Source organism: Candidatus Methylomirabilota bacterium (assembly GCA_035260325.1).
In the GTDB taxonomy this organism is placed as follows: domain Bacteria; phylum Methylomirabilota; class Methylomirabilia; order Rokubacteriales; family CSP1-6; genus AR19.
Genome location: DATFVL010000079.1, coordinates 1 through 13,542, shown reverse-complemented (window position 1 = coordinate 13,542; position 13,542 = coordinate 1). Strand labels below are relative to the sequence as shown.

Sequence of the window (13,542 nt, the reverse complement as noted above, 5' to 3'; positions counted from 1 at the left end):
CATCACGCTAACATATCTTCCCGCTGTGAGCGAGCCGCGCCCGCCCGTCGCCGTCCTCCTGCCCCTGGCGCTCCTCGTCTACGCCGGCGTCGCGCTCGGCGCGGCGCGCTGGTGGGTCTCGGGACTCGCCGCGCCCGTGATCGCCGTCCTGCTCTGGCGCCGCCGTTCCCGCGCGCGCTTCGCCGCCTACGTGTTCTTCTCCGTCGTCGCGCTGCGCGGTCTCGTGGGGCGCCACTGGGCGGCGCTCGCGTTTGCCGCGGCCGCCGTCGCGCTCATGCAGACGTCCGCCGCGCGGCGCGCGTGGCCGCGCGTCCGCCCCGGTTCTGCTAGAATGACGCGGTCATGAAGTTCCTCTGCCTCGACTGCGACCAGCCGATGAAGCTCCACTCCACCGAGGGCCCCGACGAGGGCTCGCTGAGCGTCACCTTCCGCTGCCCGGAGTGCGGCTTCCGCGTCGCGATGCTGACGAACCCGTTCGAGACGCAGATGGTGCGGAGCCTCGGCGTCAAGGTCGGCGGCCGCGACACGCCCGCCGAGCCCTTCGAGCACCTGCGGAGCTCGCTCGCGAACGCGCGCCCCGACGCCTTCGAGGGCACGCCGGCGGGCGGTGCCGGCGGCGACGGCCCGGGCTGCCCGTTCGCCGCGATGGTGAACGAGGGCGCCGCGGTGGCCCCCGCGGGCGCCGCGTGGAGCCCGGAGGCCGCCGCGCGCCTCGAGCGCATCCCGTCGTTCATCCGCCCGATGGCCCGGCGCGCGATCGAGCGCTTCGCCGAGGACCGCGGCTACGCGTCCATCACCGAGGCGGTGATGGACGAAGCGCGCGCCACGTTCGGCATGTAGCCCGATGACCAAGGCGGATCTCGTCGTGCGGATGGCGGAGGCCGCGGGCTGGCCGAAGGCGGCGACCGAGCGTGCCGTGCGCGCCATGCTCGCGGGCGTGCGCGCCGCGCTCAAGCGCGGAGACTCCGTCACGCTTGTCGGCTTCGGCACCTTCTCCGTCGCGCGCCGGAAGCCGCGCACGATGAAGAACCCACGAACCGGCCAGTCCGTCACCGTCGGAGGCCGCGTGCCACGCTTCAAGCCGTCGAAAGAGCTGAAGCAGGCCGTCCGCTGAGCGGGTTTCTTCTTGCCCGCGGCTCCGGCCGCTGGCTAGAATGGCGTCCAGTGCATCCGACCCGTCCCGTCGCCGTCCTGGCCGCGCTCGCCGCCCTGCTCCTCTCCCGTCCCGCCTCCGCGCAGAGCATTCCCGGAGCCGGGCTCAACGGCCCCCCGGGCGCGCTCAGCGCCGAGGCGGCGCTCGTCGTCGATCCCGAGGGGCGCGTGCTGTTCGCGAAGAACGCCGAGGACGAGCGTCCGCCCGCGAGCCTCGTCAAGCTCATGACGCTCTACCTCGCGTACGAGGACCTCGAGCGCGGCAAGCTGGACATCGAGGAGCCGGTCCAGGTGAGCCACTACGCCGCACTGACGCCCAAGTACCGCATGGGTCTCCACCCGGGCGGGTGGGTGCGGCTGCGCGTCCTCCTCGAGGGCGTCGCGATCGCGTCGGCGAACGACGCGGCCACCGCGCTCGCCGAGCGTCTCGCGGGCGACGAGGCCTCGTTCGTCGAGCGCATGAACGCGAAGGCGCGCGAGTTCGGCCTCGCGGGCACGCGCTTCGCGAACGCGCACGGGCTCCCTGACCCGTCCCAGCACAGCAACGCGCGCGACTTGGCCACGCTCACCACGCGCCTGCTCCACGACCATCCGGACGCCCGGCTCCTGCTCGGCGGCCAGACGTTCGTCTTCAACGGCCGCGTCTACGCGCGGCACATCCCGCTCTTCAACGACCCGGGCGGCGTCCAGGCCCTCAAGACCGGCTTCACGCGCGAGGCGGGCTACAACCTCGCGGTCGCGGTGTGGCGCGGCCGCCAGCAGTTCGTCATGATCGTCCTCGGCGCGCGCACGCGCGCGCTCTCGTTCCTCGACGCGAAGAAGCTCCTGCACCACGCCTTCGTCGAGACGGGGCTCGAGCCCGCGCCGGACCCCGAGCCGAAGAAGCCCGTCCGCACCCGGCGCGCCGCCGCCGCGCGGTGACCCTCCGCGGCTACGTCTTCGACGCCTACGGCACGCTCTTCGACGTGCACGGGGTCGTGGACGCGGGCCGCGCGATCACGCGCGATCCGGCGGCGCTCTCGGCGGCGTGGCGCCAGAAGCAGCTCGAGTACACGTGGCTCCGGGCGCTCATGGGGCGCTACGCGGACTTCGAGGTGGTGACCGAGGCCGCGCTCCGCTGGGCGATCCGGCGTCTCGGGCTCCGCGCGGACGAGGCCGACGTGCGGCGGCTCATGGACGCCTACCTCACGCTCGCGTGCTTTCCCGACGCGAAGCCGGCGCTCGAGCGGCTGGCGGGACGCCCGCGCGCGATCCTCTCGAACGGCTCACCGCGCATGCTCGAGGCCGCGGTGCGCTCGAGCGGCCTCCACCGCCACCTGGAGCACGTGCTCTCCGTGGACGCGGTGCAGACGTACAAGCCCGCGCCCGAGGTCTACGCGCTCGGGCCGCGCGCGCTCGGCATCCCCGCCGGCGAGCTCCTCTTCGTCTCGTCGAACGCGTGGGACGTCGCGGGGGCGAAGGCGTTCGGCTATCGGGTGGCGTGGTGCAACCGGCAGGGCGCGCCGGAGGAGGAGCTGGGTCTCCGGGCGGACGTCGTCGTCCCGAGCCTCGCGGAGCTTCCGCTCTAGGCCCTCGCCCGAAAACAAAGGCGGCTCGCCGAACGCGAGCCGCCCGAGGCGCTGAGAGGGCGTCCGGCTACCGCTTGCCGAGCCTCTTCCGCTTGACGTAGGCCCAGAGCTTCTTGGTCATCACGGACGGCCCGATCGGGCCGCTCCCGAAGACCTTCTCCACCGAGTCCTTGCACCCCTTGAAGCTGATGTGGTAGCCCCCGAACGCCGGCTTCTTCGCCATGTCCTCCTCCTCCTTTGGTGGTCGGGCATCGTCCGGTCGACGTCCCCAGGGGGTATTACTACCACATGTACGAGGGGAGGCAAGGGAAAAATACCATCGCTTGGGGGTATTCCCGCGTCCGGGAAATACCCCATGAGGGTATAGGGCCACGCGGCGCGGCCGCGGGCGCGCTCAGCGCGTGACGAACGCGGGCATCACGTCGCGCGCGAACCAGCGGAGCTGTTCCTTGAACTCCTTCGGCGAGAGTCCCTCCGCCCAGTGGACCATGAAGTCCTCGAGCCCGGGATACTTCGCCTCGATGGACTTGATGCCCGCGATGACGTGCGACGGCGGGCCGCAGAACCACGCCTTCTGCTGGATGCCGTCGGCGAGCGAGGGCACCCGCGCGGGCGCGCCCGGCGTGCCCCACGTGCGGCCCTGCGCGTCGGCGTAGCGCACGAAGCCGAAGGGCGCGAACCACTTGTAGCGCTCGTCGTGCGAGGGCTCGACGCGACGCTTGGCCTCCTCGGGCGTGTCGGCGAGGTAGAGCCCGGCGCCCCAGATCATGTCCTCGCCGAGCTGCTTCCGGCGGCCGTGCTTCGCGCAGGCGTCGCGGTAGGCCTTCACCACGTCGTCGAGGATCTTCTCGCCGTTGAGGGTCACCATGGCCTTGAAGTTCTTGCTCGCCATGTAGTCGATTGACTTGGCGCTCGCGATCGGCATCCAGATCTCGACGGGCAGGTGCTTCGGCCGCGGCACGCAGGTGATCTCGCTGAGCTGGTAGCCGCGGTACTCGACGGGCGGCGGGCAGTCGTAGCGCTTGCCGTGGTGGCCGAACGCCTCCGCGTTGAAGCACTTGAGCAGGAGGTCGATCTGCTCCTCGAACAGCTCCCGGTTCGCCGCCTGGTCGATGACGGGCGCGCCGAACGTCTCCACCTCACGCGAGTGGTAGCCGCGCCCGACGCCCATGATCACGCGGCCGTCGGTGACGATGTCCGCCATCGCGTAGTCCTCGGCGAGGCGGATGGGGTGCCACATCGGAACCACGTTGAAGGCGCAGCCGAGCTTGAGGCGCCGCGTCTGCGTGGCGAGCCAGAGCGAGAGCTGGATGAGGTTCGGGAAGCACTCGTAGCCCTCGCGCTGGAAGTGGTGCTCCGCCGTCCACAGCGCGTAATACCCCATCTCGTCCATCGCCTGGGCGACGTCGCGCGCGGCGAAGAACGGCGCGCTCAGCGTGTCGTTGTCGTAGCGGCGGGCGTCGGCCGGCGTCCCCCGCAGCCCGATGTTCTCCAGCTCGACCTGGCCGACGTAGAGCACATGGAATCGTTTGATCATCGCGCCGTCCACCCTCCATCGATGACGAGCGTGTGTCCCGTGACGTAGGCGGCCTCCGCGCTCGCGAGGTACGAGGCCGCCGCGGCGATCTCCTCCACCGTGCCGCGCCGCCCGGCGGGAACGATCGCGCGCACCGCGGCGTCGTCGCCGCCGATGCCGCGCATCTCGGGCGCGTCCCTGCCGAGGATGCGGGTCGAGTTCGCGCGCAGGGCGGTCTGGATCGGGCCCGGGCAGATCGCGTTGACCGTGACCCCGCGGGCCGCGTACGCGGCCGCGAGCTGCCGCGTGAGGCCGACGACGCCGTGCTTCGACGCCACGTAGGCGGGGCCGCCGCCGTCACCGATCAGGCCCGCGACGGAGGCGAGATTTATGATGCGCCCCCTGCTCTGGGGCAGCATGTCCGCCAGCCCGCGCTTGCAGCCGTGGAACGTGCCCGTGAGGTTGATCGCGACGACGCGCTCGAAGACCGCGGGCGCGAGCTCGTCGGCGGGCGCGTAGCCGTCGAGGATCCCGGCCGCGTTGACCATGATCGCGAGCGGGCCGAGCCGGGCGACCGCGGCCGTCACGGCGCCGTCCACGTCGGCCCAGCGGCTCGCGTCGCCGGCGATGAAGCACGCCCGGCCGCCCTTGGCCTCGATCGCCTGGACGGTGTCCTTGCCGCCGTCGGCGAGGAGGTCGAAGACCGCCACGGGCGCGCCCGCCGCGGCGAGCGCCACCGCGATCGCGCGGCCGATCCCCGAGCCGCCGCCGGTGACGAACGCGCTGCCCGCGACGAGGGTCATGCGCGCAGGAACTCCGCGATCGCGGCACCCGCGACGTCGGGCGCCTCGTGGAGCACCATGTGGCCGCCCGGCACCAGGCGGAGGGCCGCGCCCTTGATGCGCCGCTGCCACTCCTCCGCGTAGACGACCGGGTTCGCGCGGTCGGCGTCGCCCCAGAGGATGAGCGTCGGCGCCGCGATCCGGTGCAGCCGCTTCCGGAGCCCCTTGTCGGGGATCGGCCAGACGAACTTCGCCATCGCGGCCCGCCGCTGGAGCGACCCGGCGAGCGCGGGGACGTTCTCGGGATCGGCTTCGGGCGAGCCGGCCCACGCCCGCGCGGCCGGCGACGTCGGATCCGCCCACATCGTCTCCAGCAGGTCCTCGACGGGGAGGATCAGGAGGTCCGCGCTCGGCGCCGCGTCGAGCCAGAGCCCGAGCGGGGACACGAGGACGAGCCGGCGCACGCGGCGCGGAAAGACGGCCGCGAGCTCGGCGGCGACCATCCCCCCGAAGAAGTGGCCCACGAGGTGGGGCGCCGGCAGCCCGAGCGCGTCGAGCAGCTCCTCGTAGACGAGCGTCAGGTCGTGGACGTCGTCGACCGTCTCGATTCCCGTCGAGCCGGGCGCGCCCGGGTGGAGCGGCGCGTAGACGGTGAACGCCCCCGCGAGGCGGTCGAGGAGCGGCGACCACGGCTCGCGCTCGTGGAACGAGTGGAAATACACGAGCGGCGCGCCGCGCCCGCCGAAGAGGACGCGCACGGTGACGGCGCCGTCCCAGAGCGCGACCGTCGTCGTGTCCGGGGTCATGCCGTGGTCACGCCCGCGGGCCACCAGCGGTCCGTGTACGCGGGCCACACGTCGCGCATGTGGGGCATCACGTCGCGGGCGAACTGCTGGATGTTCCGGAGCGCCAGGTCCTTCGGCATCGAGCCGATCTGCAGGAGCACCATGAGGTGGCCGATCCGCAGGCCCTTCACGCAGTCGAGGAGCTGGTCGCGCACGCTGCTGGGGCTGCCGGCGATCACGTAGCCGTTGTCGAGGTATTTCGCCCAGTCCATCTGCGAGCGGATCTGCTTGGCCTTGGCGCCGAACTGCGCGCGCACGCCCGCCTTGATCGTCTTCGGCGTCCGGTAGCCCGGCGGCTCGGCCCAGCCCTCCCAGACGTTCAGGCACTTCTGATAGAAATAGTGCACGTGCGGGAAGTAGAGCCGTTCCGCTTCCGCGTCGGTGTCCGCCACGCAGACCAGCTGCAGGAACCCGGCCCGATACGGGTTGTCGTCCACGCCGAGCCCCTCGATCGTCTGCCAGAAGCTGTCCATGATGCCCTTGCCGCGCTTGTAGCCGTAGTACGAGAGGTAGCAGTAGACGTAGTCGAGCTTCGCCGTCCAATCGAACGTCTCGAGACTCCCGCCGCCGGGAATCCAGACGGGTGGACGGGGCTTCTGGAGCGGCTGGGGCCAGATGTTCACGTATCGGACCTGCGTGTACTTGCCGTTGAACGCGAAGACCTCGGGACGGGTCCAGGCCTGGATCACGAGGTCGTGCGCCTCGTAGTAGCGCTCGCGCACCGTCGCCGGGTCGATGCCGTAGGCGAAGTTCATGTCCATCGGCGTGCCGACGGGAAAGCCCGCGACGAGCCGGCCGCCCGACATGCAATCGAGCATCGCGAACTCCTCGGCGACGCGGAGCGGCGGATTGTACGCCGCGAGGCTGTTGCCGAGGACGATGATCGCGGCGCGCGAGGTGCGGCGCGTGAGCGCCGCCGCCATGAGGTTCGGCGACGGCATGAGCCCGTAGGCGTTGTTGTGATGCTCGTTCACGCACAGACCGTCGAGGCCCACCCGCTCCGCGAACTCGAGCTCGTCGAGGAACTCGTTGTAGAGCTCACCCGTCTTCCGCGCGTCGTGCAGCTCGTGCGGGACGTCGACCCAGACCGAGCGGTAGCGATCCTCGAAGTCGGGCGGGAGGAACCGGTACGGCATCAAGTGGAACATGCAGATTTTCATGGCGTCCCCGTCGCGGGGACGATGATACCACGCCGCCGGAGGGGGGCTAGCGGCGGCTCCGCGAGTACCTGCCGGCGTGAGCTTGACCGCTCGCGTCGTCCGACGTACCCTCCAAGACGTCAGTTCGTTTCCATAACGCGGGAGCTCGGGGAACCGGGCTGAGAGGGCGGCCGGAGCCGCCGACCGCAACAACCTGACCTGGGTAATACCAGCGTAGGGAGGCCCCGATGGCGCAGTCGAACCCGGCATCGCACAAGCTCTACATCTCCGGCTCGCGCGCGGACATCCGCGTGCCGATGCGCGCGATCCATCTCACGGGCGCCGAGCCGCCGCTCCGTCTCTACGACACGAGCGGCCTTTACACCGACCCCGGCGCCGACATCGACTTGAAGCGCGGCCTGCCGCCGCTCCGGCTCGCCTGGATCGCGGGGCGCGGCGACGTCGAGGAGCTGTCGGGCCCGACGTCGGCCTACCGGAAGAAGCGCGAAGAGGACCCGGCGCTCGGGGGCGTCCGGTTCGCGAGCGTGCGCCGTCCGCTCCGCGCCCGGTCCGGCCGCCGCGTCACCCAGATGCACTACGCGCGCCGCGGCGAAGTCACGCCCGAGATGGAGTTCGTCGCCCTGCGCGAGGGCGTCGCGCCCGAGGTCGTGCGTGACGAGATCGCGCGCGGGCGCGCGATCCTCCCGGCGAACGTGAACCACCCCGAGACCGAGCCGATGATCATCGGCCGGCGGTTCCTCGTGAAGATCAACGCCAACATCGGCAACTCGGCCGTCGCCTCCTCGATCGAGGAGGAGGTCGAGAAGATGACGTGGGCCACGCGCTGGGGCGCGGACACCGTCATGGACCTCTCGACGGGCAAGAACATCCACGAGACCCGCGAGTGGATCCTCCGGAACTCGCCCGTGCCGATCGGCACCGTGCCGATCTACCAGGCGCTCGAGAAGGTCGGCGGCAAGGCCGAGGACCTCACCTGGGACGTCTACCGCGACACGCTCATCGAGCAGGCCGAGCAGGGCGTGGACTACTTCACGATCCACGCGGGCGTGCTCCTACGCTACATCCCGCTCACCGCCAAGCGCGTCACCGGCATCGTCTCGCGCGGCGGCTCGATCATGGCCAAGTGGTGCCTGGCCCACCACCGGGAGAGCTTCCTCTACACGCATTTCAAAGACATCTGCGAGATCATGGCCGCCTACGATACCGCCTTCTCGCTGGGCGACGGCCTGCGACCCGGTTGCACTGCTGATGCAAATGATGAGGCTCAATTTGCTGAACTCGAAACCCTCGGCGAACTCACCAAGATCGCCTGGGAGCACGACACGCAGGTGATGATCGAGGGGCCCGGCCACGTGCCGATGCACCTGATCAAGGAGAACATGGACCGCCAGCTCGCGGTCTGTCACGAGGCGCCCTTCTACACGCTCGGCCCGCTCACGACCGACGTGGCGCCCGGCTACGACCACATCACCTCGGCGATCGGTGCCGCGATGATCGGCTGGTTCGGCACGGCGATGCTCTGCTACGTGACCCCGAAGGAGCACCTGGGACTCCCGAACAAGAAGGACGTGAAGGACGGCGTCATCGCCTACAAGATCGCCGCCCACGCGGCCGATCTTGCGAAGGGCCACCCGGGCGCCCGCGAATGGGACGACGCGCTCTCAAAGGCGCGCTTCGAGTTCCGCTGGGAGGACCAGTTCAACCTCTCGCTCGACCCGGAGACCGCGCGCGAGTTCCACGACGAGACGCTGCCGGCCGAAGGCGCGAAGCTCGCCCACTTCTGCTCGATGTGCGGCCCGCACTTCTGCTCGATGAAGATCACGCAGGACGTGCGGGATTACGCGGCCAAGCACGGGATCGCCGAGGAGACCGCCGCGCTCGTGCAGGGGCTCAGGGAGAAGGCCGAGGAGTTCAGGAAGAGCGGCGGCGAGATCTACCGGCCGTCCTGAGGGTCGCCGAAGCAGGAGAGCGTCCAGCCGCGGCCTTCCGCCGCGAGCGCGCCGACGTACCCGGGCGCGGGTGTCAGCTCGACGAGGGACCACCAGGCGGCTTCCTCGGCATTCCCCGCGATGCCCAGGAACTCGGGCGGCGCCCCCGGGGCCAGCGAGACCTCCACGCTGTTCAGGCGCTCACTGAGACCTTCACCGACCGCCTTCAGATACGCTTCTTTGCGGGTCCAGCCGTTGAAGAATGCGTGGAGCCGCGCCGCCGCCGATAGCGATCGCAGGGCGCTCTGCTCTCGCGCTGAGAACGAGCGCGCCGCGACGGCCTCGGCGTCGATATCGGCGCGAACGCACTCGAGATCGACGCCGAGAGCGCTGTGACGGGCCAGGGCATAGAGCGCGAGGCCGCGCGAGTGAGCCACGCTGAAGCTGAGCCCGTGTCCGCTCAAGGGCTCGGCGAGTGCCGGCTTGCCCCGCGGCCCATACGCGAACTCGAGCCGACCCGGGTCGACGTCCAGGTAGCGCCCGAGGATCGCCCTGAGGAGCCCCCGGGCGACGACGAACCGTCGCCGATCGTCCTCGAGGCGGAATCGTTCCGCCCGCCCACGTTCGTCGCTCGAGAGCGTGGCGGCGAGCTGGGCATGCCGCCAGGGCGGCGGCTCGAGCTCGGCGCGCCAGACGTGGATCGCGTCGTCCGCCAGGACGGGCGACGCGGGCGGCGATGACCACGATCCATCGTGGGCGGTCGCCACAGAGCGCGTGAGGCTCACGTCTCCTCCCGGCGGCTCGAGTCGCCGGTCCCCTGGGCGCGACGGAGGCCGTCTCGCAGCCGGGCGGCCAGCACCCCGACATGGGGCTGGGCCAGCATCGTGTAGTGATCGCCGGGAACCTCGTGGACCTCGACGGGCGCGGACATGAAATCGGCCCATCCCAGCGTGGGGTCTTTCGGTCGCCCGTGAGCGGCCCGAAACAGCGTGATGCGATGCGGGAACACCTCGGGCTCGTAGCTTAGCGTCGCTCGGAGGTTGGCCGACCACAGTCGCCGCGCCCGGCCGATCTCCGGAAGCCCGAGATCCTCCGGGACGGCGTCGAGCCCCATGACCGTGGTCATGAAGCGCCCCAGCTGCTCCTCGGAGTCCAACCGGTCCAGACCCTCGCGAAACGCCGGCAGATTTCTCTCGTCGCCGTGCGCGGCGCGCGCAACGGCCGTCGGAGCCGAGGTGTCGAGCAGGGCGAGCAGCGCCACCTCGTCACCCTCGGCCACCAGCTGACGCGCCATCTCGAAGGCGACGAGACCTCCGAACGACCACCCGGCCAGGTGATAGGGTCCGTGCGGCTGGCGCGCCCTGATCGCGTCGACGTAGCGGGCTGCCATGTCGGTGATATTCGCCGGCGGCTCCTGGTCTCCCTCGAGGTTCGGCGCTTCGAGCCCGTACACCGGCTGATCCGCACCGAGTTGACGCGCCAGGCCGACGTAGCAGAGGACGCTCCCGCCGAGGGGATGCACGCAGAAGAGCGGGGGCCGCGCGCCCTTCGGCTGAATGGCCACCAACGGTGTCGCCGCCGGACTCGGCGCGGACCGCCGCGCGGCCTCGACGCGGGAGGCCAGGCCGGCCACGGTCGGCGTCTCGAACAGGGCGCGCAGCGGGAGCTCCACGTCGAATGCGGCTTTGACCCGGGCCATGAGCTGGATGGCCAGCAGCGAGTGCCCGCCGAGATCGAAGTAGTCGTCGTGGACGCCGACCCGTTCGACCCCGAGGAGCTGGGCGAAGATTCCCGCGAGCGTCTCTTCCGCGGCGTTCCGTGGGGCCACGTACGTATCCTCGCGATCAGGTCTGCCGGGCTCGGGCAGGGCGGCCAGGTCGATCTTGCCGCTCGGCGTGAGCGGCAGCGTGGCGACGAACGCGAAGACGGACGGCACCATGTACTCGGGCAGCTTCCGTCCGAGGAACCCGCGCAGCTCGCGGGCCGAGGGTGACGCCTCCGGCGCCGTGACGACGTAGGCGACGAGCCGCGTATCGGCCTCGGGGCCCATGCGCGCCACGACCACGACTTGCTCGACGCCAGGATGCTCGGCGAGCGCCGCCTCGATCTCGCCGGGCTCGACGCGAAAGCCCCGGATCTTCGCCTGGCGGTCGTTGCGCCCGATGAATTCGATCTCCCCGTCGGGTCGATGGCGCGCCAGGTCCCCCGTCCGGAAGAGACGCGCCTCGGGATTCTTGGTGAAGGGATCGGGGACGAACCGTTCGGCCGTCAGCGCGGGCTGATTCAAATAGCCCCGGGCGACTCCGGCGCCTCCGATGTAGATCTCACCGGTCACGCCGACAGGCACAGGCCGGCGATGGCGGTCGAGGAGATAAACCCGGGTGTTCGCGATCGGGCGCCCGATTGGGATCCCGGCCATGGTCGCGCCGCTGAGGGCATCCATCGGGGGTTCGTAGAGCGTCGCCGTGACCGTCGTCTCGGTCGGGCCGTAGGTGTTGATCCAGCGGATCCGGTTCCCCTTCAGTCGGCGCCAGGTCGCCAGGCGTTCGGCCGAGGCCTTCTCGCCGCCAACGACCACCAGGCGGAGCGAGGCGGGAAGGGAAGCGCCGGAAACGGCGAGCTCGGTGACCCACGCGTGCCAGAAGGCGGTTGGCAGATCGAGCACGCTCACGCGCCCGCGCTCGATGAATTGAATGAAGTCGGCGCCCGCCGTCACGCCGGCGGGGCGGAGGATCAGCGCGGCGCCGGTGAGCCAGGTGGGGACGATCTCCTCCACCGCCGCGTCGAAGCTGAGCGTCGAGAACTGAAGGACCCGGTCGCTCGGGCGAAGGTCGAATCGCTTCGCCATCGCGAGCGCGTGGTTGACCACGCTCCGGTGCGTGACGAGGACGCCCTTCGGCCTCCCGGTCGAGCCCGACGTGTAGATCACGTAGGCGAGGCTCGGCCCGCCCGCTCCGCTCGACGGGTTGTCGCCGCTCTCCTCGGAGATCCTCGCCGATTCCGTATCCAGGCACAGCGCGGTCGCCGGAGTCCCGGGCAGCCGCTCGAGCAGACGCGTCTGCGTCACCAGCACGCGGGGCCGGGCATCCTCGACCATGAACTCGAGGCGCTCCTTCGGATACTCCGGGTCGAGCGGGACGTACGCTCCGCCCGCCTTGAGGATGCCGAGGAGCGCGACGGCCATCTCCGGGGAGCGCTCCAGGCAGAGCCCGACCGGCACCTCCGGCGCGACTCCGAGCGCCCTGAGACGGTGGGCGAGCTGATTCGCCCGCCGGTTCAGCTCCCGGTAGGTGAGGCTCGCGTCTCCGTCCACCACGGCGACGGCGTCGGGCGTCCGCTCGGCCTGAGCCTCGAACAGCGCGTGGACCGTGGCCGCGTCCGGGACGTCGAGCGCGGTGGCGTTCCAATCCACGAGGGCCTGACGCCGCTCGGTCTCCGTCAAGAGCGGTAGCTCGCCGATGCGCTGCTCGGGGTCGGCGACGATCCCCTCGACCAGCGCGCGGAAGTGTCCTTCCAGACGGGCGATCCTCGCGGCGTCGAACAGATCCGTGTTGTAGACCATGTGGGCCGAAATGGACCCGCTGACCTCGCCGATGGTCATCTCCAGATCGAGGACGGCGACGCGATACTCCAGGTGGAAGGATTCGAGGTCGAGCCCTCCCAGGTTCGTCCGAAATCCCGTATCCCCGAGCGCGAACTGGGCGAGGACGTCGGTCTCGAACTGGTGGGTCCGCACCATGTTGAACATGATCTGGTAAAGACGCGGGCGACTCGGGTCGCGGGGCGGCCGGAGCCGTTCGACCAGAGGCAGCGCGGGAAAATCCTGATGCTCGAGCGCTTCCAGCACGGTCCGGCGCACCTGGCCAAGGAACGCCTTGAAGGTCGGATTCCCCGACAGGTCCGCGCGCAGGACGACGGGGTTCGTCACGCATCCCACGATCGGCTCGAACTCGGCCCGGGTCCGTGCGGCCAGGGGAGCGCCGATCAGGATGTCGTCCTGCTCCGTGTAGCGGTGCAGCAGGATCAGGAAGGCCGCCAGGACGGTCATGTACACCGTCACGCCCTCGGCCTTCGCGAGCGCCTTGAGCCTTCCGGTCAGCGCCGTGTCCAGCCTGAACGCATAGGAGGCCCCGGCGTAGGTCTGGGCCGCAGGTCGCGGGCGATCCGTCGGAAGGTCCAGCACCGGCAGCTCACCCGCGAGCTGCTGGCGCCAGTAGGCCCAGTGCCGCTCGCCTTCGGGCCCCGCCATCATCTCGGCCTGCCACGCGACGTAATCCGTGTAGTCCATTGGAACGGGGGGAAGGATCGCGGGCGCGCCCGTCACCTCCGCGGGGTAGAGGAGATTCAGGTCCTGCATCAGCACGACGAAGGACCAGAAATCGATCGCGATATGGTGGACCGCGACCAGAAGCACGTGGTGCTCCGCCGAGCGGCGGAACAGGGTGACGCCCAGGATGGGTCCGCGCTCCAGATCGAACGGGCGGTGGGCCCTCTGCACCAGCCGCTCCTTCAGCTCGGCCTCGCTCCAAGCCGAGGCGTCGATCTCCTCGACGAGCACCGGCACGTGATCGTGCACGAGCTGAATCGGCTC

13 protein-coding genes and 1 riboswitch are annotated in these 13,542 nt (G+C 70.6%); of the genes, 6 read left to right on the top strand and 7 right to left on the bottom strand.

The features are described from left to right. The first annotated feature begins 25 nt into the window (after positions 1-25). Genes VKG64_05570 through VKG64_05550 form a run of 5 tightly spaced genes read left to right on the top strand, consistent with a single transcriptional unit; the run spans position 26 to position 2,720 of the window. Positions 26-346: a hypothetical protein gene (locus VKG64_05570; protein ID HKB24507.1), complete on the top strand. Its 321-nt coding sequence runs from the start codon at positions 26-28 to the stop codon at positions 344-346. Further along, positions 343-840 (top strand): hypothetical protein, encoded by a 498-nt coding sequence (locus VKG64_05565; protein HKB24506.1) that lies wholly within the window; start codon positions 343-345, stop codon positions 838-840. The genes VKG64_05570 and VKG64_05565 overlap by 4 nt, the downstream gene beginning before the upstream one ends. Positions 841-844: 4 nt before the next feature. Next, positions 845-1,114 carry an HU family DNA-binding protein gene (locus tag VKG64_05560; GenBank protein ID HKB24505.1) on the top strand — a complete coding sequence of 90 codons (270 nt, stop codon included), beginning with the start codon at positions 845-847 and terminating at the stop codon, positions 1,112-1,114. Between the two features lie 50 nt (positions 1,115-1,164). Then, the gene (locus VKG64_05555) at positions 1,165-2,073 is read left to right on the top strand and encodes a D-alanyl-D-alanine carboxypeptidase family protein (GenBank protein HKB24504.1); all 909 of its coding nucleotides are present in this window, start codon (positions 1,165-1,167) and stop codon (positions 2,071-2,073) included. Then, positions 2,070-2,720: a haloacid dehalogenase type II gene (locus VKG64_05550; protein ID HKB24503.1), complete on the top strand. Its 651-nt coding sequence runs from the start codon at positions 2,070-2,072 to the stop codon at positions 2,718-2,720. The genes VKG64_05555 and VKG64_05550 overlap by 4 nt, the downstream gene beginning before the upstream one ends. Positions 2,721-2,787: 67 nt before the next feature. Here VKG64_05550 and VKG64_05545 read toward each other — a convergent pair whose 3' ends face one another. The 5 genes from VKG64_05545 to VKG64_05525 form a co-directional block, all read right to left on the bottom strand. Further along, the gene (locus VKG64_05545; GenBank protein HKB24502.1) at positions 2,788-2,943 is read right to left on the bottom strand and encodes a hypothetical protein; all 156 of its coding nucleotides are present in this window, start codon (positions 2,941-2,943) and stop codon (positions 2,788-2,790) included. 171 nt (positions 2,944-3,114) lie between these two features. After that, positions 3,115-4,257 (bottom strand): LLM class flavin-dependent oxidoreductase, encoded by a 1,143-nt coding sequence (locus tag VKG64_05540; GenBank protein ID HKB24501.1) that lies wholly within the window; start codon positions 4,255-4,257, stop codon positions 3,115-3,117. Then, the gene (locus VKG64_05535) at positions 4,254-5,039 is read right to left on the bottom strand and encodes an SDR family oxidoreductase (protein HKB24500.1); all 786 of its coding nucleotides are present in this window, start codon (positions 5,037-5,039) and stop codon (positions 4,254-4,256) included. Before VKG64_05535 ends, VKG64_05540 begins: the two co-directional genes overlap by 4 nt. Continuing rightward, positions 5,036-5,824 carry an alpha/beta fold hydrolase gene (locus VKG64_05530; protein ID HKB24499.1) on the bottom strand — a complete coding sequence of 263 codons (789 nt, stop codon included), beginning with the start codon at positions 5,822-5,824 and terminating at the stop codon, positions 5,036-5,038. Before VKG64_05530 ends, VKG64_05535 begins: the two co-directional genes overlap by 4 nt. Next, positions 5,821-7,023: an LLM class flavin-dependent oxidoreductase gene (locus VKG64_05525; GenBank protein ID HKB24498.1), complete on the bottom strand. Its 1,203-nt coding sequence runs from the start codon at positions 7,021-7,023 to the stop codon at positions 5,821-5,823. The genes VKG64_05530 and VKG64_05525 overlap by 4 nt, the downstream gene beginning before the upstream one ends. Positions 7,024-7,150: 127 nt before the next feature. After that, a riboswitch (TPP riboswitch) is annotated at positions 7,151-7,260 on the top strand. On the opposite strand from VKG64_05525, the gene thiC reads away from it, so the two are divergent. Next, the gene (thiC, locus tag VKG64_05520) at positions 7,251-8,972 is read left to right on the top strand and encodes a phosphomethylpyrimidine synthase ThiC (protein ID HKB24497.1); all 1,722 of its coding nucleotides are present in this window, start codon (positions 7,251-7,253) and stop codon (positions 8,970-8,972) included. It overlaps the preceding riboswitch by 10 nt. Here the strand turns inward: thiC and VKG64_05515 are convergent. Both VKG64_05515 and VKG64_05510 read right to left on the bottom strand, forming a co-directional pair. Next, positions 8,957-9,736: a 4'-phosphopantetheinyl transferase superfamily protein gene (locus tag VKG64_05515; GenBank protein HKB24496.1), complete on the bottom strand. Its 780-nt coding sequence runs from the start codon at positions 9,734-9,736 to the stop codon at positions 8,957-8,959. The two genes, thiC and VKG64_05515, sit on opposite strands and share 16 nt — an antisense overlap. Further along, positions 9,733-13,542, bottom strand: a 3,810-nt coding sequence (locus tag VKG64_05510; GenBank protein ID HKB24495.1) for an amino acid adenylation domain-containing protein, incomplete at its 5' end; no start/stop codon positions are given. The genes VKG64_05515 and VKG64_05510, both read right to left, overlap by 4 nt.

What these genes read in the sequence shown, in the direction of transcription:
- VKG64_05565 (HKB24506.1), top strand. Translation starts at nt 343, where the DNA reads ATGAAGTTCCTCTGCCTCGACTGCGACCAGCCGATGAAGCTCCACTCC.
- VKG64_05560 (HKB24505.1), top strand. Translation starts at nt 845, where the DNA reads ATGACCAAGGCGGATCTCGTCGTGCGGATGGCGGAGGCCGCGGGCTGG.
- VKG64_05545 (HKB24502.1), bottom strand. Translation starts at nt 2,943, where the DNA reads ATGGCGAAGAAGCCGGCGTTCGGGGGCTACCACATCAGCTTCAAGGGG.
- VKG64_05540 (HKB24501.1), bottom strand. Translation starts at nt 4,257, where the DNA reads ATGATCAAACGATTCCATGTGCTCTACGTCGGCCAGGTCGAGCTGGAG.
- VKG64_05535 (HKB24500.1), bottom strand. Translation starts at nt 5,039, where the DNA reads ATGACCCTCGTCGCGGGCAGCGCGTTCGTCACCGGCGGCGGCTCGGGG.
- VKG64_05530 (HKB24499.1), bottom strand. Translation starts at nt 5,824, where the DNA reads ATGACCCCGGACACGACGACGGTCGCGCTCTGGGACGGCGCCGTCACC.
- VKG64_05525 (HKB24498.1), bottom strand. Translation starts at nt 7,023, where the DNA reads ATGAAAATCTGCATGTTCCACTTGATGCCGTACCGGTTCCTCCCGCCC.
- thiC (HKB24497.1), top strand. Translation starts at nt 7,251, where the DNA reads ATGGCGCAGTCGAACCCGGCATCGCACAAGCTCTACATCTCCGGCTCG.